The following is a 21,325-nucleotide window of genomic DNA, read 5'->3' as shown; positions in this document are numbered from 1 at the left end:
TAAAAACTTTCAAAATCCTTGCCGAGCGATATCGTAATCGAGGAAAAAGACTGGGCTTAAGATTCAATTTAATTGCGGGAATCTATAATTTAGAGCTGAGCAAAAAATGAATTATGAAAGAAGTCTATTAAATTTAATATAATATTTTCATGCATTTAACTTGAATGATACTCACAATATGGCAACTTTAGAAAAAAACTTAGAAATAGCAAATTTAGTATGTAAATTTGGGGATCACAATTTATTAGACTTATATAAAGAAGTTGTGGAGCCTTCATTTTTCAAAAACAAAAATCGAAAAGCTGGCAAAAGTAATTTCTATTTTGATGAAGTTTCATTGGTGAATCTAGGTGACGATATCCTAGGGGAGAAGAATACTCTTGCTTTAGTTGGCCGATTTGTTAAACAGACCAAACTTGAACGTGAGCAGTATCGTGATGCAGCTGGAAAGTTAGTAAAAGATAAGAAAAAACTTGATTCGGCACCTTCTGCGATTTTTGCTTTAATTTTAAACAACCATAGATTACTTTATGCTGCTGAAACGAAATATGCTCCAACTCCAGAAAATTTTAGAAGTACATTGTCATATTTTTTAAGAAATGAACAAATTAATTATAAAGATAGTTTACCGAAAGAAGAAAGAAATCCCTTTTTAAAAGAATTCCCAATTGTTGAGCTGACACTGACTCCGCTGACCAACCAAAAAACTTTAAATGAGAATATATACTTATTCAATAAGTTGAAAAAAGTTACATTTATTCTCAATGATCGTAATTCTGAAATTGATGGAGAGGATATGTTCCGTCAAATGCAAGAAACTTCAGATGAAGCTGGAGGTCAAGGAAAATTTGAAATTACTAATAACAAAGGTTTAAACCAAAAAGTTATTGCGAAAGAAGCTAATAAAGCAACTATACAAGGCAACCAAAATATTATACTTCTTGGTACTGACGCCACTGGAAAAAAATTAAAAATTGACAATGAAGATGTTAAAATTCAAACAACTATTGATGTCGTTCAAAATAATATTTTTGCTACCGTTGTACATATGTTTTCAGCCTTTACAAAACTTATTCAGTCCAAAGAAATTAAAGTCAAACAAACAGATGCGGAAACCCAAGAAATTCTAAATACTATTGATACAAATAAGGTTATGACAATCCATCAGAATGAGACCGAATGATGAACGGATTATTGGAAGAAAAAAATATTCGTGAGATCTATAAAAAATCCAAAGCTATACCTTTGTCAAATTTTAATAAGTTTTTCCCAATCCTACTCGGCCTATTCTTTTTCTTCATCCTTATAATTAATAATGTAAGCATTGAAACAAGTTACACTAAAATTAACGAGTTGGTTTCTTTCTTGTTTTCATCATTATTTGCAACATTAGGTTTTTTAGTAGCTGGATATACAATATTTTGTACAATAACTCCCTTAGATTTACAAAAAAAAATGATTGAATACACTGATAACAAATCTAAGCTAATTTTTTTTAAGAAAGTTCATTTTACATTTATTAGAGTATTCATTTATTTTATAATATTCAGCTTCTTATTGTTTATTATATATTTTTTTAAAGACCTAAATTTAAGTTTAGGAAGCGATACTTTTAAAATAGATACCCTAAGGGACATCTATAAATACACTAACTATTTAGTTCTTACATTCTTAGTAGCTGGTACTACTTTTCTATTTTGCGAACTTAGCTCATTTATTTTCAATATTTATAATTCAGTTGCTACAACTTTGCACTGGTTGATAAATATTAAATCTGATTCCAATAAAGACCATTAAATATATCCACTGATAGGAGTAAGGGGTTACACCTTATGATTATCGACTTGCATATTAACTTCAATCAATTGATCCCCAAAACCACATCAAGTAATTATTTTCTTTTCCCTGTGCATAAGCCCACTCCGCCACTTTATGCGACCGCTCCTTATCTGTCAGAAAACCAAGCACTGAGATCCGATCCACAATAATCAAATCGTGTTCTTCATTGCGCTACTGCCATTTATGCAAAAACTCATCTGATGCCAGTAAATTACTTTTCTTAGAATTGCAACTTGAGTCCGCAAGCACAAAATTATGCCCTGTATCCGATGAATACATTGACCAAGGGATAAAATGATCGACGGCATAACGACCTTTCCGCATCGATTTATTGCAGTAGAAACATTTGCAATCTTGTAACTCAACTAAGATATTTGCCACTGCATTTAATTGGTTACGACTTGGCTCAAACATGAATTGTTCAAGGTTAGGTAACTGATTCAAAATCGGTGCATTACTACTGTTCTTACGGATGTAGTCTATCTTTCCATATCAACGTTTAACGATGCTTGTGCAAACTCATCCGCATGTTGATTGTAATAATCTATTGTTTTCATTCTTAGTACTTAGGCTAAAACTAATCTTAGTCTACAAAAAAATAAAAAAATAAGGGAGCAAAGCATCCCTTATTCTCGACTCGCCAACTTATTTTCAATCCACTTATGGATCTCATAAGCTGACCAGCCAATACGGTTTTGGGTAATTTTAACTTTCTTTGGAAATGTCGGATCATAATACGGTGAGTTTTCATCCATCATTTCATAGATTGTAGAACGTGCAACACCCACAATTTCTACAACTTGCTTAATACTGATGAGTTGATTCATTTGAAAAGTTTGACCAACAAACGCATTCATGAGTTTACTCCTAATCATTCATGCGAGCGGTTATTCGCTCAAATGATACGCAGCTCCATAAAAATTTAATCTCCTTAAAACTCAACAATCATTCAATTCAAAGTTTGAACAGAGCGCTGTAACTCATTCTGTAAATTCAAGCTTGTGATTTTCTTTTGTTGAGCATCTTCGCTGCCTTCATCAGATGGATAAAACTCTTCAATAACGTCTAACCCATCACCTGAATCCATTTCAAAAACTGCATTTGCATAACCCTGCCTCGCCTTATGATCTAAAGCTTCCTGATTAAAACCACTAGATTTACTCTGTTGATCAATTTCTTTAGCAGTCTGTATTGCTGACTTTAAATCAACTCCCTCACGTAAAGTTAAATCCACGTAATACACAGGCTGGCGGTAACTTTGGGTTGTAGATTTACCCCGAAGGGTGAGTTGCAGCGGTAAACATGAAAGTAATCCATTCGATGCTGCATGGTAGTAGCTCAGACGTGCAGCCAAGGTCCTTATACTGTTAAAACCAGTGGTTCTAAATATAAAAGTACCAAGCTCATCCGACTCATCTAAATTGACATGTAGTCGACCGTAAGGCTTGCAGTGTCCACCTTGAGCCATTGAACATAAATCAGGGGATGGACAAAGATGCTGCTCTACACCTTGACTAGTCAAGCGCTGGCAGGTTTCACCATTACCCACACAAACGGGTCGTCCTGTTTGACGATCAAATAAGCTGTACTCTGCACGCAGATTCAGCTCAGGATCATTGAAGATCATCCGTACAGGTATTGAGCGGAGTTTTTGATTGGATGCTTTAGCCCGCAGCTGTTCATCTAACGGATGTTTGATCCAACCACTATCTTTACTTTGGATTTGACTGGTAATGGTGAATTGGTCATCCTTTTCAGGCAGACGCTTGCCATTCTTTTCCACCATTCGGCCAATGCTGATTCGCCCTAAAATAGGCGGTGTGATTGCTAAGCCTTTAATCATGATATTCCTCTTTTTAACAATGAAATCGGCATAAAAAATCCCATGCTGTTTGGCATGGGATCGTTATGTCCTTAAATTGATTTGCTTGCGAATAGCAAAAGATTGATTTCATCTCATTCACCATCTGGATAAATATTGAAGCGTCTTGAACCAGATTTACTTTGCGGAAATTGGCTCAGATATTCAGGGTACTGTTTTAGTAGTGCTTTGCTGTCCAGGCTAATCGAGTCTTTGGCCTTTTTCCATGTCACCGAACCAGCTTTAAAGGTTGCGCGCTCAGCCTCCTGCATCTTGGCCTGCAGCTGGTGCTTCAGCAGATCGAATTGCTCTTGGTGCTTTTCAATTTGATTGCGTGCTTGAATCAGCTGCTCAAACTGTTGGTTGGCTTGATCATCTAACGAGAGATCGGTCGTACTTAGCGGTACATGCTCTGGATACAGTAATTGCAAAGCTTTAGCGGCCGATTCACTAGCATCTGCATCAGGCGGTGTATCCTTTTCCACGCACTCCCAGAAGTAACGCTCTGCATTCACGATATGCTGAATCACCGATTCTGAACGGATCACTTTAAATATACGGGTTTCATGTCCGCAAATCAGCACACAGATATGTGCTGCCTTCTTCCCCGTCACAGCCAGTTGATGCTGTACCTGACACAGTACATATAGAGGCACACCATCCCGCCAAAGCTTAGCGCCATATTCCCCTGCTGTTTTACATTCCAAAATCTGCACATCTGCGTCACCCACTACAGAGTAATCCAAGTTTGCTAACATGAAATGCTTGTCTGGATCAGGATGCTGCAGCACAGCATTCACCCGACGGACTTTATAGTTGGTATGCATGCTGTAGTATTCAGCCACTAAGGGTTCCAAACGCTTGCCCCAATATAGCGGAGCATGGCCTTCGCTTTCATCTTCAATCGATTGCTTGATCCGTCCAGTCTTGATCATCCAGAGTTCCAGCATCGACATATAAGGGTTGAGCCCACAGGCTGCTGCACAGTCACTGCTGCCGATGCCTTGCCTTCGCACTTCCAGCCATTCGGCCTGAGTCATATTTTTAGTCGCCATAAAACGTTTTGCGGTAAAATTTTTAGGAGCACGGAATACTTTAGGCTGTGCAGATGCTGCAGGTAGATTTGATAAATGATTCATTGTTAATTCCTCTAATTTAAATTTTGGGCATAAAAAAGCCGTGCCTAAAGACACGGCTTTAAGAGCTTGGTATTTGATTCATAAGTGAAGAAAATATTTGGCCTTGTTCTGTAATACTTAGGCTAATTTATAAAAAAGAACTATTGGGCTTAAGCAAGCATACGCAGCGCTTGTTCGAGTCCACGTTGCTTCAACCCAGCACCTGCGCCAAACCATGCTGAATCGAGTCGGTGATCTTGACTCATAGCCCGGCGTTCATGATCGGCAAACTCGGTGATACTGCAAAGTAAGCCATAAGCGGTATCTTTAGCTGAACTCAGTTCTGCCCCACGTCCATGCCCATTAAACATAGTCATGACTTTAGACATGGCACGGCCATTCGGCTCGGTCTTGTTTTCAGCTTTAGGGGCTGAATTAGCTTGGGTAGCGACATTTCTGTAGAACTGAATAATGCCTTCATCCTGTTCCGTTGGACTCAAGCTGCTATTGTTAAACACGGCATCAAAATAAGCTACTGCTTCGCTTTGAGTGACTTTACGCTGACTGAGCTGTTTCATTTCATACATATGTTCATCCCATGCCCGGACAGAAATTCCCAACTGCTGTTTAATCTTTTGGGCATCAAAGCGAGTGCTGTGCGGGACTTTGACCACACCTGCACTGCTGTTCTGTCCTTTGAGAGCAATCGCTAAGGTGTTATTGCACACCACACGGATTGAAGTGAACTGTGCAGTTGTCGCTAATGTTCCATCACAGCCCGTAGCCAATAAGATATAGCCATTACTGACATCTTTACTTTTGAGTGCTGCTGTCTGTCCGGTTTTAGCCAAAGCCCAGAATTTTTTTCCGCCTTTGAGTACCCCAGCTGTTTCTAGCTCAAAACCTGATTGTTCAGTTAAATCACGGTAGAACTCTAATATCTCAGCAGGCTGGACTTCCTGATAGCGCTGACTGACCACAGATAGAGGTGCATGGGTGTCCGAGCGGTAAAGTACACGCTGTTCCTCGAAAGGCATGATGATGCTTTGCCCGCGTTCGTTTTGCGCCATGTAGCTGACATTGGATGATTCAATACGCCAATCCATGCCTGCCTGTTTCGCCCAGACTTCAATCGGCTGATTTTGCGACAGTTGATTGCCAAGACCGTGCCAAGGGGTTTCTCCGACATAAGCCATTTTTTCAATTAAATGTGCCATATACTTATTTCCTTTTAATTTTTGCTGACTATTCAAATTAGGGGGATTAAAAACAACTACCGTCTAAATTCCATCAAATCTAGTTAAAGTAGTGTCCGCACTCCAAACAATGGTGATGTACTTGCGGCTGAGATTCATCTTTCATCAGGGTTTCGGAATGCTGCTCGTGGATGTGTTTCAAGATGCAGGCTGCACAGCCAACTGCCCCACCGATTAAAGCCCCAAATACATAAATCATCGTACGCTGCCCCTTAATCAGTCGAGCGCTAGATGCACCCATCGCGGCATAATTCACAACGTTCTGAATCAGATTTTGAATAGGCGGCTTTAAAGATCTTGGCTGCTGAAATTCAATGGATGTAGAAAGTTGAGGGCCGACCCTTTCAATTTGGTCACCGCCACATGCAGGACAAATAATTAAATTCATCTTTATTTCCTTAAAGTTTAGACATAAAAAAAGCCGAGTCCTTCATGGACTCGGCTTTTTGATTCGTTGATTTTGCTGTCTTAACCAATGAGATCGGCTAGTTAAAGCTATAACTTACAGTTCCTTCAGTGGTTTCAATATCTACCTGTACCACATTGGCAAAACTGCATTTAGTGATTCTTAATCTAGCAAGTTGCCCCATCTGAAAATGCAATGGAAAGTTAAATCTTCGATCATGACCGATAAAGCTGCACTGTCCGTTATTGACTATGACATTCGTCACCTCTATCGGTTCAGCTGTATTAGAACGAATGGAAATCACTGGAGTACTCCACGAGTACAAACCCGCTTCATTTAACTCTACTGAAAACGTATCAGGATCAAGACTTGAACTGCAGCCTTGTAAAGTCAGTACAGATATAAATGCCAATACAGCAAAGCTCAGATTTTTAAATAAGTTATTCATTATAAATTTTTCCTAAATCGTGTATTCAAATGTAGATATATACTTTCCCAGTCAATTGGCATTGAGAAGAGAAAGCCATTACATCTGGGTAATATGTATTTGAAATTTCTTTATTTTTAAAAAGCACTAAAATACAAATTTTTCATTTTCACCCATGACCCAAATACTGAAGCTCATCAGGTTCTTTAGGAATTTCTGGCTTAACGTATTTTTGTAATAATGATTCTGGAGATAAATAGTTTTCTAGGCCAAACTTAAATTTCCATATCGGTGATGTCAGCACGTCTTTAAAAGGTATTGTGTCAATTTCCTCAACAGCATCATTGTTTTTCCAGAATACATTGACCGCACTTTTTTGCTTAAATGTATTCGGCTTAATGATTGGGGAGAGATACAATCTAGAGGTATAGTTCTGCTGATCAGGATTGCCATAACGTACTAAATAAAAAAATATCCCATCCAAATTCAAGGTGTTATTTTTGGGTGTAAATACATAGCCGATGTTAAGTTGTCCAAAGTTTTCTGCGAGAGTCTTTGCTAAATCAGGCGGAACCTTGATGATTAGTTCTGATTTAACCACAGAGGAAACATATCGGCTTTTCTGTTTAAAGTTAATTGTCATTAACTCTTTATCAGCATTATATTGGTAAGCGCTTTCGCTTCCGATTGAAGTAATATCAGGAGCAATATAATTCAACACTCTTTCCAATAATTCAACATCATAGTCGATTACATTATTTAGGGAATTTTGCTGAGCTTGCTTAACTCGTTCCTCATAATGCTGTGTTTTTTCAAATTCCTGTTTGGGTTTAACCTTTGGTACTTGTAAGGCACGTATATAGTTTATGGCGAGATTGTTAGCATATTTGAAATATTCATCATTACTCAAATCGACTAACATATTGTTGTCTAAGTTATGCCCCGGCATTCCAATAACAAGAAGCTGACTCTTATCTAAATGTAATTGTTTCTTGATAAATTCATGATTGTCGGGGAAGAATAAATCATTCTCAAGCTTGCTCGGTTCTTTGTAATGGAGCACATTCATTTTTTCAGGGTAAAAGTAAATCAAATTACTTCGCAGTACATCACTGTCTATTTTCTCCCAACTTTGATCAGGACTGATTTCCGCTTTCGGTACAATCACGACTGATGTTTCAGTAACACTCTGCAAAGCTTCTTTGCTTTCTGTTGTTTGCTCTTCTACAGCAGGATCACTTTCAGGCTGATCTTTACTAGAGCAGGCGCCCAGTCCCATCAATAAAATACATAAAGACAGATACTTTAATTTTGTTGTCATCGTGCATCATTCTCTTTCTTTGTCCATAAGTGCCTCTCAGCAATCGCAAAGCTGGACTTATAGCGGTTTGATGTTCTTCTTGGAGTTCTGCCTTTTATTCTGATGTAACTGTTGCGTAGAATGAGTTGATCTACAAATCAGCGATAAAATAATTCAGATGTGCAGGCCAATAAAGGAACAAGCGCCTTTACTGAGCGTCCCCCAATTGCTAAATTTTTAAAATGCGGTTCTATCCTGCGAAGACAACGCCACAGAGAGTACTGGGGTAAAAAAGAGAATGAGAATTTAATAATGTAGTACGCATGGCGGACTCCTTTGGGTATAAAGAAGTTTCACCACATTACTGTCAAATAATGGTGGCGAAACGAAAGAGGGTTGACAGACTGATACCCAAAAAGATCAGCACATCCGAAGATGTCCCCCTCCCGTTCCGCCGCAGAGGGGGCACGTAGGGATGCCCACAAAAAAGAGAGACTTTTTCGTGTGCTTTGGGTAAACGGTCTGTCAAAACCGACTGACCATATGGGCCAGCAGGTCAAGGATAATTGGCAGGATTTAAAGTGTCAACGTTGTATTTTTACTAGAATAATCAATTGAGTGTTTTCGCTATACTTCTGATTCAGAATGACTATTGAATAATCAATATCATCTAAACTTCAACTGAGACTTCAATCTCAACATGAATTAGACAACATACTCAATTATAATGGTGTTTAGCGTTATTAAAGGAATCTGTATATGCAGCGTTTGAAGTGTATTGGAGGTCCACTGTATGGGCTCGAATATTCACACTCGCAGGATTCATTGATAAGCAAACAGGCAAAGAAACCCTTTACTGTAAGCTAATCTTAGACTTTACCCCACCTCAAGCATTCTTCATTGCAGAAGCAATGTCTCCTGATTTTGCTTATGCGCTGGCATTACAACTGATGGGGCAAAAATCTCATTCATAGCTTTGTGTTTTATCTCAATTTGTGATCATGCTACGTTCACTGATCTTGTGACTAATCCATGCATTGACCTCATGCGCAATCCACCCCACTCGATTACTGGTTAAATTAATCTGTTGAGGAAAGCTGGCATTCCATTACTTTAAATTAGGAATTATGGGAATAAATAGTGGTACATAAGCCTAAGTTCAATACTGTACGTATCGAAAGTCCCATCTATCCACTAGATTAAATACAGGGATCTATCTATTTTCATTGACTTGGATGAGCTCCAATCACCGTTTCCTTCCATTGAAGATTTTAAAACCACGTGTTGTGATACATATCTTATTCATCTGCTCATTTACGCTCGTCAGCGTATCAGGTAAGTCACTAAGATCATCCAATGGATTTTTAGGCTCAGGAAAGTTCAAAAGCCCATCTGGGTTATATCCAAAGGGATTACCCTGTGGTTTCTGTACTTCTTCATCTGGAATGTCAAATAAAATACCCATACCGTACGTAACATCTTGCCACAGTCTTAGAAGATCAATTGAATAGTCAACATCATCGGAATAAAAAGCTTTTTGAAAGGTAAGGAAGAATCTGATCACGTAACAATTTCGTGTAGTGTCGCGTATCAAGTGATAATAGCTAAATATCACTTGTGAGCGAAACCATGGCCGGGACGTTAACTTCTTTTCAAATTCTCGAAATGATTGAATCACCTGATCGACTGATAGCAACAGTTCAGTACCTGCTAGATAACTCAGATAGAATCTTAATTCAGGCGCATCTACACTCAATTTACTGACATCACAATAAAGGTCACGTAATTGATTAACTCTCTTCTCGTACTGCTCATTAGTTTGATTTAAAGCCTCATGGAAACCAGTTGTTACAAATAACAGTTTCAATTTACTTAAAATATGCTCAGTCAGCCATTTCTCTGTATGTTTGTCCGTTGGAATAAAATAGTACTGACGGAGGTCGATTTTCTGCAGAACAGTAAAATATGCATTTCTGAAATGTGTCACCCAAAAACTGCAATCTGACTCCCGATGATGAAACATCAGCTCATTCCACTCTCGAAAGTACTCCAATAAAACTTGAGTCGTTTGTTCAATGATTTTCTGAATATGTTCATCAGGAGTCATCGGTGGGATTGGTGAACCGAAACGCACTTTGGTAAAGAAACTTTGTATATCCTGTTCTAAATTTGGCGCGGTCTGGTGTTCAATGTGTGTAATGTCCATTAGATCAGTCCTATGTATTGATATCATTCATAGAACTGTCCACTCCATATTTTTTTACAGTTAAATGACGATTGGCTCATCCAATCAATCTTCATCATCTCGTGCAGAACAAACTCCTGCCAATGTTGGATCATTAATCTTGTACTTACGTCCATGCACGCGGTAAATACCTTTAAAGAAAGTTCTTTTGTTCGTTGGCTTAATCAACATCCGCTGCATGAACTTTTCAGGCTGAGTGAGATAACGGGCAACATTCAAAGCATTCTGCTCTTCTAAAGACTGATAGCGATGAATCATGCCTATCCCTAATAAGCCTCGATCAGCGTATTGTTTTTTCTTTTCAGGGGTATTGTTATTGAGTCCGTAACCTAAGCCTTGAGTGATCTTTTGCCACGTTTGAATCACTTCATCAGCCAAGTACCAATCCTGACAACGCTCAGAACCGTTGTAGATCAGCATTAAATGTGCATGGTAGCCTTTTGTAACACCCTGCTCTAATGCCAGCCCATAACCCAAAAGATGCTTAAAACAGCCATTCTTATCTTTCAATAAATTACGCACTGACTCAATATGGTTATAGAAATCCTGCACCATAATATTTGACATAGATACTTTTAAATATCCCAAATCAACACGCACAATCAAGACTTTATAATGATCTTTAATAATCCTCTGCACATAAGCTAGAAAACTCTTTTGGTTATCAGTTTCCTGCCCTTCGAACATTCGAATTTCATCTAGGTATAGTGACCTATGACGTCTCAACTGATTTCGAAGATTAGATACTTCTCTATATCGTAACTGTGTCAGATATTCGTCAATCCCTAAATCACCTCGACCAGCGTCAACTAAGCGCACCATTTCTTTAAACGCGCCAATCAAAGTACAGCATTCAATATCCTCCTGGTCAAAAACCTTAAATGCAGGAATCAATTTGCAAAGGTGATAAATGAACGATGTATCACATAGCTCAATATTCAATAAGTAATCAACAAAGTTAGTCACTGCATTCATTACAGCAGCTTGATGAGAGAGATCGTATTGCAACATCTGAAGATTCCTTAGTTATGTTTGATGCATAACTAAGGAGTTACAGTTATTTATTATGTATATGTGATCTACACTGTCGATATCTATGATCTGTATAAGTAAATAAATTTATAATTAGTTTATTAATTAATAATATTATTTACCGACTTGGTCTACAAACCAACTGGAACAAAACTAATCTGTATATAAGGTAGTGTACTTTTCGCTCTCACAAAATTCTTGCAATTTTACTCAAATATCTATTTACGAGAGTTAAGGCAGAAATTAGCTTTTATTTTTTTAGGATTGAACAGTCCATACAGCTTCTGATCCGCTAAGCTTAGGTCCAACTCTTTGCTTTTAAGTGCATACTCAACAGGATCAACTGAAATTCGCTCTAACTCAAGTATATGAAAAGCATCTTGTTCAGTATTTTGCTTTAACTCTTCAGCACCATATCGACAAAAATAAACTCGGTCACAAAGGCTTGCTTTTTGTAATGGTAATCCCACAAGATCAAAATATACTTTTGAACTTACTAACTTGCACACATCTTTGATGATAAGCATCATTTCGCTACGTAATAGGGTTTGGCTTATGGCATATAAGATTTTTGCTCTTGATTCTTCAACTAGCTGCTTCAGTGGAATTTGTATAACCTGAGTGTTTTCTTCACAGGAAGTTAGCTGAGATTTAACTTCAGGTAATGTAATTTTAGTTAAATTCCTATCAAACCAATCTAGTAATGATCTTGGCATTGGTGAATTCCCCCACACTTGTGCTTGATCTAAATTTGAAATTTTTATCTGAAGTAAATAGTTAAGTAAGAAATCAATTCTAGTAACATTCGATTGATCAGTGTTCAATGATGATTTCCCCATGCGGAAGCTGGGTAAAATAAGTTGTATATACTGACCAAAATTCTTTTCGAATTTACTCACAAAATTAAACTCTTCTCGAATCTCATAGCTCAGTTTGCTTTGAATAATTTGATAATTAGTTTCATCGGATACTTTGGCAAGCTCTTTCACAACACTATCGCAAGGGTGTGATGCTTTGTTTGCTTGATCAAATGCAGCCAGATACTGTATAAAATTAAAAGCTTGCTCTACGACAGATGTATATTCATTGGGTAATTTCAAAAAGTAATAATGTCCAAATATCCTCTTTTTACTCCAAATGGAGGCTGAGAGATTTAAGCAATACACCGGAGCAACAGAATTAAGTAAATTATTATTCAATGTTCCATCTAGTTTGGAGCGAAGAATCCCCATGTCAAATAAATCAGCAATTGCTCTTTGCAATGCATTACGGCTCATTCCAGTCCATTTAGATAATTCATAAGTTCCGACATCAAAAATGATCCCATTAGAATCACTAGACAGCACCATGTTCACTAAAACAAGCCACTGCTTATAATTGAGTTCCAACAACTCATTAGCATTTTTTTGCTTATGGCTAATTTTGACATCAAACATTAAACCAAATAAAACTTCCAAAAAATCATGTCGTGGATGACTAGCTACAAGCTCAGAAGCAGTTTTTTTTAACCTCATTTTTTTTATACTTTGTTTACCCAATTTTTTCTCTTTTAACTCTAATGCAGATTGATCACTATCTTTTGCTTTATCTAAAGCAACAATCAACTGGTCAGATGGTTTTCCCCCCCATTGATAACCTACTTGTCTCGGTAGAAGTACTTTATTCAGTTTTATAACTTTTTCTTCTGCCCGTTCGCATAACCCTTTTTCAACCAATACATCCAATGTTTTTTTTAATGTTAACCAATTCACTTTCACGTCTTCAGCCAAAGCCTTCAGATCCGATATTAAAATTTTACGACCTCCATAACAGACCAATAATCTTAGATAAATTATCCGATCTATTGGAGATAAAGTAGTTTCCATCTGCCTTAGCATAAGTATTGAAATTGATCTTAGTTCCCCCTGTCTATTTAGCTTATTCTTGGATTTTTTCATAAAAACAACTATTAAAAATTAAATAACAATTAGTTTAATTTAATATATAATGTTTATTAACATAATTAATTAAATATCGTTTTAATCATTTACTTAATGATTAAAAATCGATTTATCGGATATAAAAATGGAGCCAATATGGGCCGTCCTCAAATTTATTTAAAAGATTGGTGTTTAGAAGATAGTCTACTTAAAGCAGAATTCTTGAAAAACGAATCGGAAAATCCGATAGGTCTAGTTATCAAAGATCCCCAGCAAGGCTACATTCCAAATTTCAATAACTACCCTCAATTTAAGACAGGAATTTTTAATCTTGGGATGCTGAGGAATGGCACACAAGTTCGAATCACGCAAAGCTGCTATGAAAAATTAAAAGCTAAATTCCGCACTTTTAAGAAAAAAGACAAAGACAAAGACAAAGTTAAGAAGCAATATTATCTAGACCGTAAAACTGCGAATTTTTTATCTAAATTTAAAGAAAAAAACCACTTTGATCGTGAAGAGATTGTCATTGAATATCTAGTCAGCAATAAACAGAACCAAGAACTACAAAATGAACACTTTAAAAAAATAGACCAATCAACTATTCGTGTTCAAAACTTAAAAAATGAATTGGAAAATAATAAAAACTTATGTGCACAAGCCCTAAAAGATACACAAAATTTACGTATTCGCATTGATGCATTAGACGACCTCTTAGCCAGAGCATATATTTTAAATGACTTCTTTAAAGAGACTTTACAAAAGAACGGAGTTAATTTTAACCGACCTATAATTGATGATGAGACTGTTGAAAAGTATAAATTTGAAATAAGAAATAATTTAAGAACCTACTTAGATTGAAAAGTAGTAGAAACTAGCGCTTTTATATATTCTTGTTAGTTACATTCTTATTTTAATGGGCACTAAATTACACTTAGCTGTATTAGCTCAAACCTAATCTGACAGTTACCCGTTTTTTATTGTGTCTGTCAGGTTAAATTTGATCTAGATTTTTCTCCTTGTGATTTATTTTAACCAAGCACTCACTTTTGTCCCATACCACTCCATAATCTTTACACGCTCATCCCAATACTGTGCTCGGTTATATGCAGAACGAATACGGTTCTGTGGCACATGCGCAAGCTGACGCTCAATTGCATCTGAATTAAACAAATTTGACTCATTCAGTACTGTACTAAATAGCGATCTAAAACCATGGGTTGTCATTCGACCTGTATAACCAGAACGCTTAATTACAGCTAAAATTGTTTCACTACGCATAGGTTCTTTATTGTTTAAACGATGTGGGAATAATAGATCTTGGTTGTGAGTCAAACGTAGTGCCTGAAGCTCATCAATCATCATATCTGTTAAGGGTACACGATGGGGTAAACCATTCTTCATACGCTCAGCAGGGATATCCCACTTACGTTCTTCAAGATCAAATTCTTCCCAACGTGCTTGCAACAACTCACTTACTCGAACGCCAGTCAACATAACCAGAATGATTGCATGGTGAGTCTGAGCATCTGCTGGATAGGCTTTAATCCTTCTAAGAAATTCAGGCATTTCACTTTCAGGTAATGACGCTAAATTCTTCACTTTTTTATTCTTAAGCGCATAAACCAAATCACTGGCTGGATTGTCATATCGGTAGCCGTGGGCTATGGCATATTTCATCACCATACCGCATCGAGATAGCGTGCGTTTAGCTACTTCAGTAGAACCTCTAGCTTCAATTTTTTTAATAACCTGCAAGATCTCAGGTGCCTGAATCTGATTGATTCGTTTATTTGCAAGTGTACCGTAAAGCTCGTCCAAAGAAGCTCGTACATTACTAATATGTTTAGATGACCAAGTCTCTCTTTGGTTATCAAACCAATCTTCTGCCACCTCTTTAAAAAATGGCTTGATGTCTTCGTATAAGACTGACTTGGAATGCTTGTATTTCAGCTCAAGGGCAAGCTCTCTTGCTTTCTTTAAGCTCATATCAGGATATGGACCCAGTGACTCTGACTTGCGCTTACCATGAACGGTATAGCGCACATTCCAATATTTTTGCCCTGCTGGTGTAACCAATAGAGATAAGCCATTTTCATCAGAAAGACGATAACGCTTATCTTGGGTCTGTGCTTTTCTGCATTCCGTATCTGTGAGTTTCATCTGTATATACCCTTTATCAAGACTAAAAATAATTGGGTAAATTTTCCCAATAATTACCCACAAAAGGCAAAAATTGGGTCACACAGCTTAGGATAGGATCGGACAATATAACCAATAAAAAAGCCCTTAAACATTGAATTTAAGGGCTTTTTCACATTCAGTCGAACATCTCTGAATTGAATTTTGGTGGAGATGGCGGGAGTTGAACCCGCGTCCGCCAGCACTACGCTCGAGAATACTACATGCTTAGATATCGTCTATTGATTTAGCTCTTTGTGACCCGACGAACAGGGTACAAATCGCGATCCTTTAAGATTTAGTATAAGACCCCAAGGCTTGATCTTATACGGACTTGTGTGCGTTCGCTTCAGTCGGGACCCCTAACCACAAGTATTCAGGGATGCGGACAAGCTGCCCTTAGGCAGCTAGAGCGTAAGTTTCGTCGTTTGCGACTAAAATATGCAAATTTGATTTACGAGAGAAAATGCGCTCTCGACATGCATCTATGAGTTTCATCACCAGCGTCGAAGCCAGAAACATCCCCAAAGTAGCGTCATCATAGCATAACTTCAAAAAATTGCGATGCAATTTCGAAACAATTACACATTGATCTGCGCTTAATTACATAATTGCGTTAATATTTTATTTTTCAAGACCGCAAAAGAAAAATATATGAGCTATTTATTGGCACTCGATCAAGGAACGACTTCAAGTCGTGCGATCATTTTTAACGAACATGGACAAGTTCAAGCTACAGCTCAACGGGAAACCCATATTCAAACCCCGCATTCGGGTTGGGTGGAGCAAGATGCTCAAGAAATTTGGAGTACACAAATTGCCGTCGTGCAACAAGCACTCGCTTCTGCTCGTATCCTCGCAAAAGATATTAAAGCCATTGGACTGACCAATCAGCGTGAAACCACTGTGGTTTGGGATAAACGCACAGGTCAACCCCTTGCTCCTGCAATTGTTTGGCAAGACCGCCGTGCAACCGAGTGGTGTGGACAACTGACCCAACAAAACCTCAATGACCTCATTCACAAAAAGACCGGTTTACGTATCGATCCCTATTTTAGTGCTGGCAAATTGGTTTGGTTATTAGAGCACACTCAAGGTCTACGTGAACTCGCAGAGCAAGGTCATGTGGCTTTTGGCACGATTGACAGTTGGTTGGTGTGGAACCTGACGCAAGGTGCAGAGCATGTGATTGAAGCCAGCAATGCCTCACGAACCATGCTAATGAACTTACAGCAACAAGCTTGGGATGAAGAACTCTTAGAATTATTCGATATTCCCCTGTCGGTCCTCCCTAAAATCATCAGTTCAGATGAATATATTGCAGATACCGCGACAGGTTTACTTGGCGCAAACATTCCCATTACCGGCATTTTAGGTGATCAGCAATCTGCGTTATTTGGACAATCATGCTTTGACGCAGGAACAGCAAAAAATACCTATGGTACAGGCTGTTTCATGCTCTTTAACACCGGCACTGAAGTTCAATATAGCCACAATAAATTACTCTCAACCCTTGCATGGCAAGCTCAAGGTCAAACCCATTATGCACTTGAAGGCAGTGTATTTATGGCTGGCGCTATCGTGCAATGGCTAAGAGACGGTTTAGGGATTATTCAAAAAAGCAGTGATGTTGAAAAACTTGCGTGCCAAGTTGAACACACCGATGGCGTGGTTCTGGTTCCTGCCTTTACTGGGCTAGGCGCTCCGCATTGGGACAGTGATGCCCGTGCCCTCCTCTGCGGCATGTCACGTGGTACCAATAAATCCCACATAGCTCGTGCTGCCCTTGAGTCCATCGCCTTTCAAGTGTCGGATGTATTGACCGCCATGCAGTCAGACCTGTCTAGTCCACTTAAAGAACTCAGGGTCGATGGCGGTGCCAGTAGCAATGATATGCTGATGCAATTTCAGGCCGATATTTTAAATGTGCCTGTACTGCGTCCTAAACTTTTAGAATCAACAGCATGGGGCGCTGCCGCAATGGCCGGACTCAAAGCGGGTGTGTTTTCAAATCTTGATGAAATTGCCGCATCATGGCAATTAGAACGTGCTTTTGAACCCAAAATGAATGCTGATCAATGTGAATTTCATTTGGCTCAGTGGCAGTCTGCACTTAAACGGGCGCGCTCGGACCTTTAATTTTTTCCAATCAACGCCGTACGCAAAAAAACCGCTCGAATGAGCGGTTTTTTATACTTGATGATATTTAGTGTGCATGACCACCACCCACACCTGCTTTAGGTCGCGGACAGAGCCAAATGATCAGTGCGGCGAATATAAAGACACCCGCCAAGACTAAAAACACATGATTAGCTGAAAGCGTTAAGGCTTCTTTATCCACCAAACTGGAGATGTAACCCAGAGCAGCTTCTGAACTCATTCCATGATTCACCAAGGTATTTTGTACCTCAGTAACATGTAAATTACTGACCATTTCACTGCGTGCGACTTTGGTGTGATCATCCCAAATGGTTACTGCAATCGAGGCTCCAATTGCCCCTGCCATGGTTCTTAAGAAGTTCATCAAACCTGCTGCAGATGCCATGTCTTGTGGCAGTACAGATGCTAAGGCCATATTTGACAAGGGAATAAAGAAAAATGGCACGGCAAAACCTTGTAATATTTGCGGTAAAGCCAAAGCCATAAAGTCTGCATCCGTGGTCCAAAAGGCGCGCATAAGGGTGACTCCGCCCAAGATACTTAAACCAAAACTCGCCAAAGCACGTTGATCGTATTTGGTTGCAAGCTTTGCAACAATTGGCGACATGGTCAAACTACCGACGCCCATCGTTGCCGTGAGATAACCGGCCCACGTTGCGGTATAGCCCAAGTTAATTTGTAACCACTGCGGAATCAGGACAATACTGCCAAAGAAGGCACCAAAACCAAACGCCAAAGCCAAGACCGAAATGGTAAAACTTCGGTACTTAAACAGCAGTATATTCACCACTGGATGCCGCTCAGTCAGCTCCCAAATCGTGAAAACGATCAGCCCAACAAATGCCGTCAGTGCCAGCACCACGATAAATGGATTATTAAACCAATCTCGTTCATGGCCCAAGTCCAACATCAATTGCAAGGCACCGATCCATAACACCAACAGCAGCAAGCCACCGCGGTCAATTTTCAATTTCTGTGTTGGAGTTTCAGCCGTTTTCAGTAAGCGCATCGCTGCGATAGCACAACCGATTCCGACAGGAATATTGATAAAGAAAATCCAATGCCAAGATAAATTATCACTGATCGTACCACCCAAAATTGGACCTAAAATAGGGCCAACTACAGTGGTCATTGCCCACATCCCCATGGCTTGGGATTGCTTTTCAGGAGGGAAAATGCGCATTAACAACGTTTGGCTCAGTGGCATAATCGGACCACCAAACAAACCTTGCCCAATTCGGCAAAACACCAACATTTCTAAACTGGTCGACAAACCACACAGTATCGAAAATACTGTAAAGCCAAACAGGCTGATCACAAAAACCCGTACAGAACCAAAGCGCCCAGCGAGCCAACCGGTTAATGGCACACAAATCGCTTCTGCCACGGCATAAGAGGTAATGACCCATGTCCCTTGGGATGCCGACACTGCAAGGCTACCGGTAATATGCGGCACAGATACATTGGCAATGGTCATGTCGAGCACAACCATAAAGTTCGCCAATGCCAAGACCAAGGCAGCGAGAATCAGACGACCACCTTTCAGGTCAGTCATTTGCATTTGCTGATTCATAGGCAATTACTTCGATTTCAAGTCAATCGTCGCTTCCATAGACAGCCCCACACGTAGTGGGTGTTCTGCCAACTCTTTTGGATCTAAACGTATCCTCACAGGTAAACGCTGAACCACTTTAATCCAGTTTCCTGTGGCATTTTGTGCTGGAATCAAGGCAAATGCTGAACCTGTGCCACCAGAAAAACCGGTCACTGTGCCATTAAATTTAACTTTGTCACCATAAAGATCAGACGTCAGCTCAACTTTTTGACCCGCTTGCACCCCTGCCAATTGGCTTTCTTTAAAGTTGGCATCGACATATAACTGAGAGACTGGCACCACCATCATTAATGACGTTCCCGGTGCAATGCGTTGCCCAACTTGAATATTACGACGTGTCACCACACCATCAAAGGGTGCTTTGATTTGTGTACGTTCTAAGTCCAACTGAGCTTGTTGTAGACGTGCTTGTGCAACTAAAACATCTGGGGTTGAGTTTTCATTGCTGTCTTGAATTAATGCATCATTCGCTGCTTTATTACTTTGTGCCGCTTTTTGACTAGATTTGGCTTGAGCGAGCCCTGCTTGAGCCACATCAAAACTGGCTTTAGCGGTATTCACAGCACTTTGCGCTGTGCTTAATTCTTCTTTAGAAATCGCACCCGTAGCAGCCAATTGTTGACGGCGTTGTAATTCATCTTGTGCTTTATTCAGATCGGCTTGTGCTTTGGCCACTTGTGCGCTTGCACTATGAATTGCATCATCACTGACAAAGATTTGTGAATTTAAAGAACTACTATTCGCCGCAGTTTGTTTGTATTGGCGTTTTGCTTTAAGTAATTCAGCCTGTGCCTGAGCTAAGGCAATTTCAGCATCACGAGCATCAATGCGAACAAGCACATCACCTTTTTTCACTTGCTGCGTATCACTCACCAAAACCTCTGCCACTTGCCCCGTGACCATCGAGGTAATCGACGCTGTTTCTGCACCGACATAGGCATTATCGGTACTGACGGAATGATTTAGAAATATTGACCAAATCAAATACATCACCAAAGTAATCACGATCAATACAGCCACTATACCAAGGCCTTTTTTTCTGCGTGCTTTTAATTCCTGATCGGTGGGCTGCTCTGTAGATGGGGTTTCTGGCAGGTTACTAACGGTATCTGTCATAGATTTGTCCTAAATCTAGCAGACTTGGTCATGGCATCATGAGCTTTGCAAAGCATGTCAACTTTGCTGTCAGATAATGGTGTCGTGAGAAAGTCTATCTTCTTCAATTTTCCGGCATTTTAAAGCTAAAAAATCATATCCTGAGAATAGAAAATGTAACTCGTCAGTCTTTTTTTCGTCGGCAACAGGATAAAATCATGCCCTGCTGCCAATACTGGACTTTATTTTTTCATCATTTTGAATGTGTTAACTTAAAAATGGCTTAATAAGCATACGATGCAATCGCCGTTGCAATCGCTTTACCTTCATCATTGACCATGGTCATACGCATAGTGCAACCCTTACGGCCTAAACGTAAGGTTTCAGCTCGTGCAACGAAATACTGTCCACGTCCTGGCGCCAAATAATCCACACGCATATCGACGGTCGCTAAGCGAGATACCTTTTTACTCGTTTCTGCTAGATCTTCAGCTGTGGCCTTTTTATACAATTCAGCCATCGCTGAAATACCACCGATACTGTCGAGTAAAGTTGCCGCAACACCACCATGTAAAATTTGGAATGCGACATTTCCTATTAGATTACTGGCCATGTCCACACGTGCTTCGATCTGACCATCGATCACCGTCATTTTCATGGCATTGTGTACAAAAAATGGGGAGCTGTTAAATGCTTGAGCAATGTTATTTAATAAAGTATCGATTTCATTCTTCGAGTTTAGGTCAATATTACCGGTCCAACTCTTATTTACATCTGTCATAGCCTACTCGAATCGCTGTCATTGAATAAAAAAATAATACGGGGTGCGCCAAACCCTCATTATGCGTCTACAATAGTCAAAGTTTAATAC

18 protein-coding genes, 1 other RNA gene and 4 pseudogenes are annotated in these 21,325 nt (G+C 39.2%); 6 read left to right on the top strand and 17 right to left on the bottom strand.

Annotated features, from left to right (window positions below; all coding sequences use genetic code 11):
- The 3 genes and pseudogenes from FTU02_RS11875 to FTU02_RS11865 all read left to right on the top strand — a co-directional run.
- Positions 1-110: pseudogene (locus tag FTU02_RS11875) on the top strand (IS5/IS1182 family transposase); the annotation flags it as partial.
- 68 nt (positions 111-178) lie between these two features.
- Complete coding sequence (locus FTU02_RS11870; RefSeq protein WP_121523161.1) at positions 179-1,183, top strand: hypothetical protein; 1,005 nt, start codon at positions 179-181, stop codon at positions 1,181-1,183.
- On the top strand, positions 1,180-1,797 hold the full coding sequence (locus tag FTU02_RS11865) for a hypothetical protein (protein ID WP_180115489.1): 618 nt from the start codon (positions 1,180-1,182) through the stop codon (positions 1,795-1,797). Before FTU02_RS11870 ends, FTU02_RS11865 begins: the two co-directional genes overlap by 4 nt.
- A 60-nt stretch (positions 1,798-1,857) precedes the next feature.
- Here the strand turns inward: FTU02_RS11865 and FTU02_RS11860 are convergent.
- The 8 genes and pseudogenes from FTU02_RS11860 to FTU02_RS11825 form a co-directional block, all read right to left on the bottom strand.
- A pseudogene (locus FTU02_RS11860) lies at positions 1,858-2,322 on the bottom strand (HNH endonuclease domain-containing protein); the annotation flags it as partial.
- Positions 2,323-2,465: 143 nt separating this feature from the next.
- Positions 2,466-2,696 (bottom strand): AlpA family transcriptional regulator, encoded by a 231-nt coding sequence (locus FTU02_RS11855; protein ID WP_180009639.1) that lies wholly within the window; start codon positions 2,694-2,696, stop codon positions 2,466-2,468.
- Between the two features lie 92 nt (positions 2,697-2,788).
- Positions 2,789-3,682: a hydrolase or metal-binding protein gene (locus tag FTU02_RS11850; protein ID WP_180115490.1), complete on the bottom strand. Its 894-nt coding sequence runs from the start codon at positions 3,680-3,682 to the stop codon at positions 2,789-2,791.
- 113 nt (positions 3,683-3,795) lie between these two features.
- Positions 3,796-4,839, bottom strand: a complete 1,044-nt coding sequence (locus FTU02_RS11845) for a YqaJ viral recombinase family protein (protein WP_180115491.1) — start codon at positions 4,837-4,839, stop codon at positions 3,796-3,798.
- Between the two features lie 149 nt (positions 4,840-4,988).
- Positions 4,989-6,035, bottom strand: coding sequence for a DUF932 domain-containing protein (locus tag FTU02_RS11840; RefSeq protein ID WP_180115492.1), 1,047 nt, complete (start codon positions 6,033-6,035; stop codon positions 4,989-4,991).
- Between the two features lie 79 nt (positions 6,036-6,114).
- Positions 6,115-6,462, bottom strand: coding sequence for a hypothetical protein (locus FTU02_RS11835; protein WP_180115493.1), 348 nt, complete (start codon positions 6,460-6,462; stop codon positions 6,115-6,117).
- 97 nt (positions 6,463-6,559) lie between these two features.
- On the bottom strand, positions 6,560-6,928 hold the full coding sequence (locus tag FTU02_RS11830) for a hypothetical protein (RefSeq protein ID WP_180115494.1): 369 nt from the start codon (positions 6,926-6,928) through the stop codon (positions 6,560-6,562).
- Between the two features lie 148 nt (positions 6,929-7,076).
- A complete protein-coding gene (locus FTU02_RS11825) occupies positions 7,077-8,228 on the bottom strand; it encodes a hypothetical protein (protein ID WP_180115495.1) in 1,152 nt (383 codons plus the stop codon).
- A gap of 738 nt (positions 8,229-8,966) precedes the next feature.
- On the opposite strand from FTU02_RS11825, the pseudogene FTU02_RS16360 reads away from it, so the two are divergent.
- A pseudogene (locus FTU02_RS16360) lies at positions 8,967-9,181 on the top strand (hypothetical protein).
- A gap of 14 nt (positions 9,182-9,195) precedes the next feature.
- Here FTU02_RS16360 and FTU02_RS11820 read toward each other — a convergent pair.
- From FTU02_RS11820 to FTU02_RS11805, 4 genes and pseudogenes are all read right to left on the bottom strand, one after another.
- Positions 9,196-9,300, bottom strand: a pseudogene (locus FTU02_RS11820) (AlpA family transcriptional regulator); the annotation flags it as partial.
- Between the two features lie 153 nt (positions 9,301-9,453).
- Positions 9,454-10,413: a hypothetical protein gene (locus FTU02_RS11815; RefSeq protein ID WP_180115496.1), complete on the bottom strand. Its 960-nt coding sequence runs from the start codon at positions 10,411-10,413 to the stop codon at positions 9,454-9,456.
- A gap of 84 nt (positions 10,414-10,497) precedes the next feature.
- Complete coding sequence (locus FTU02_RS11810) at positions 10,498-11,463, bottom strand: inovirus Gp2 family protein (protein WP_257223734.1); 966 nt, start codon at positions 11,461-11,463, stop codon at positions 10,498-10,500.
- Between the two features lie 239 nt (positions 11,464-11,702).
- Positions 11,703-13,349, bottom strand: a complete 1,647-nt coding sequence (locus tag FTU02_RS11805; RefSeq protein WP_180115497.1) for a hypothetical protein — start codon at positions 13,347-13,349, stop codon at positions 11,703-11,705.
- A gap of 210 nt (positions 13,350-13,559) precedes the next feature.
- Between FTU02_RS11805 and FTU02_RS11800 the strand changes: the two genes are divergently transcribed.
- The gene (locus FTU02_RS11800; RefSeq protein ID WP_180115498.1) at positions 13,560-14,264 is read left to right on the top strand and encodes a hypothetical protein; all 705 of its coding nucleotides are present in this window, start codon (positions 13,560-13,562) and stop codon (positions 14,262-14,264) included.
- A gap of 165 nt (positions 14,265-14,429) precedes the next feature.
- On the opposite strand, the gene FTU02_RS11795 is transcribed toward FTU02_RS11800, so the two are convergent.
- A complete protein-coding gene (locus FTU02_RS11795; protein WP_180115499.1) occupies positions 14,430-15,566 on the bottom strand; it encodes a tyrosine-type recombinase/integrase in 1,137 nt (378 codons plus the stop codon).
- A 184-nt stretch (positions 15,567-15,750) separates the two neighbouring features.
- Positions 15,751-16,110: a transfer-messenger RNA gene (gene ssrA / locus FTU02_RS11790) on the bottom strand.
- A gap of 128 nt (positions 16,111-16,238) precedes the next feature.
- On the opposite strand from ssrA, the gene glpK reads away from it, so the two are divergent.
- Positions 16,239-17,723 carry a glycerol kinase GlpK gene (glpK, locus tag FTU02_RS11785; RefSeq protein ID WP_180157254.1) on the top strand — a complete coding sequence of 495 codons (1,485 nt, stop codon included), beginning with the start codon at positions 16,239-16,241 and terminating at the stop codon, positions 17,721-17,723.
- A 67-nt stretch (positions 17,724-17,790) separates the two neighbouring features.
- Here the strand turns inward: glpK and FTU02_RS11780 are convergent, their stop codons facing one another.
- The 3 genes from FTU02_RS11780 to FTU02_RS11770 form a co-directional block, all read right to left on the bottom strand.
- Entirely contained in the window at positions 17,791-19,317 is a 1,527-nt protein-coding gene (locus FTU02_RS11780) for a DHA2 family efflux MFS transporter permease subunit (RefSeq protein ID WP_180102393.1), read from the bottom strand.
- Positions 19,318-19,323: 6 nt separating this feature from the next.
- Positions 19,324-20,475: an efflux RND transporter periplasmic adaptor subunit gene (locus FTU02_RS11775; protein ID WP_180157252.1), complete on the bottom strand. Its 1,152-nt coding sequence runs from the start codon at positions 20,473-20,475 to the stop codon at positions 19,324-19,326.
- Positions 20,476-20,737: 262 nt separating this feature from the next.
- Positions 20,738-21,235, bottom strand: coding sequence for a thioesterase family protein (locus tag FTU02_RS11770; protein WP_180102395.1), 498 nt, complete (start codon positions 21,233-21,235; stop codon positions 20,738-20,740).
- Positions 21,236-21,325 lie beyond the last annotated feature (90 nt).

It is taken from the genome of Acinetobacter sp. YH12045 (genome assembly GCF_013419925.1).
In the GTDB taxonomy this organism is placed as follows: Bacteria; Pseudomonadota; Gammaproteobacteria; order Pseudomonadales; family Moraxellaceae; genus Acinetobacter; species Acinetobacter amyesii.
The sequence above is the reverse complement of the archived record's forward strand: the minus strand, read 5'-3'. Positions and strand labels throughout refer to the sequence as shown.

What these genes read in the sequence shown, in the direction of transcription:
- FTU02_RS11870 (WP_121523161.1), top strand. Translation starts at nt 179, where the DNA reads ATGGCAACTTTAGAAAAAAACTTAGAAATAGCAAATTTAGTATGTAAA.
- FTU02_RS11865 (WP_180115489.1), top strand. Translation starts at nt 1,180, where the DNA reads ATGATGAACGGATTATTGGAAGAAAAAAATATTCGTGAGATCTATAAA.
- FTU02_RS11855 (WP_180009639.1), bottom strand. Translation starts at nt 2,696, where the DNA reads ATGAATGCGTTTGTTGGTCAAACTTTTCAAATGAATCAACTCATCAGT.
- FTU02_RS11850 (WP_180115490.1), bottom strand. Translation starts at nt 3,682, where the DNA reads ATGATTAAAGGCTTAGCAATCACACCGCCTATTTTAGGGCGAATCAGC.
- FTU02_RS11845 (WP_180115491.1), bottom strand. Translation starts at nt 4,839, where the DNA reads ATGAATCATTTATCAAATCTACCTGCAGCATCTGCACAGCCTAAAGTA.
- FTU02_RS11840 (WP_180115492.1), bottom strand. Translation starts at nt 6,035, where the DNA reads ATGGCACATTTAATTGAAAAAATGGCTTATGTCGGAGAAACCCCTTGG.
- FTU02_RS11835 (WP_180115493.1), bottom strand. Translation starts at nt 6,462, where the DNA reads ATGAATTTAATTATTTGTCCTGCATGTGGCGGTGACCAAATTGAAAGG.
- FTU02_RS11830 (WP_180115494.1), bottom strand. Translation starts at nt 6,928, where the DNA reads ATGAATAACTTATTTAAAAATCTGAGCTTTGCTGTATTGGCATTTATA.
- FTU02_RS11825 (WP_180115495.1), bottom strand. Translation starts at nt 8,228, where the DNA reads ATGACAACAAAATTAAAGTATCTGTCTTTATGTATTTTATTGATGGGA.
- FTU02_RS11815 (WP_180115496.1), bottom strand. Translation starts at nt 10,413, where the DNA reads ATGGACATTACACACATTGAACACCAGACCGCGCCAAATTTAGAACAG.
- FTU02_RS11810 (WP_257223734.1), bottom strand. Translation starts at nt 11,463, where the DNA reads ATGTTGCAATACGATCTCTCTCATCAAGCTGCTGTAATGAATGCAGTG.
- FTU02_RS11805 (WP_180115497.1), bottom strand. Translation starts at nt 13,349, where the DNA reads ATGGAAACTACTTTATCTCCAATAGATCGGATAATTTATCTAAGATTA.
- FTU02_RS11800 (WP_180115498.1), top strand. Translation starts at nt 13,560, where the DNA reads ATGGGCCGTCCTCAAATTTATTTAAAAGATTGGTGTTTAGAAGATAGT.
- FTU02_RS11795 (WP_180115499.1), bottom strand. Translation starts at nt 15,566, where the DNA reads ATGAAACTCACAGATACGGAATGCAGAAAAGCACAGACCCAAGATAAG.
- glpK (WP_180157254.1), top strand. Translation starts at nt 16,239, where the DNA reads ATGAGCTATTTATTGGCACTCGATCAAGGAACGACTTCAAGTCGTGCG.
- FTU02_RS11780 (WP_180102393.1), bottom strand. Translation starts at nt 19,317, where the DNA reads ATGAATCAGCAAATGCAAATGACTGACCTGAAAGGTGGTCGTCTGATT.
- FTU02_RS11775 (WP_180157252.1), bottom strand. Translation starts at nt 20,475, where the DNA reads ATGACAGATACCGTTAGTAACCTGCCAGAAACCCCATCTACAGAGCAG.
- FTU02_RS11770 (WP_180102395.1), bottom strand. Translation starts at nt 21,235, where the DNA reads ATGACAGATGTAAATAAGAGTTGGACCGGTAATATTGACCTAAACTCG.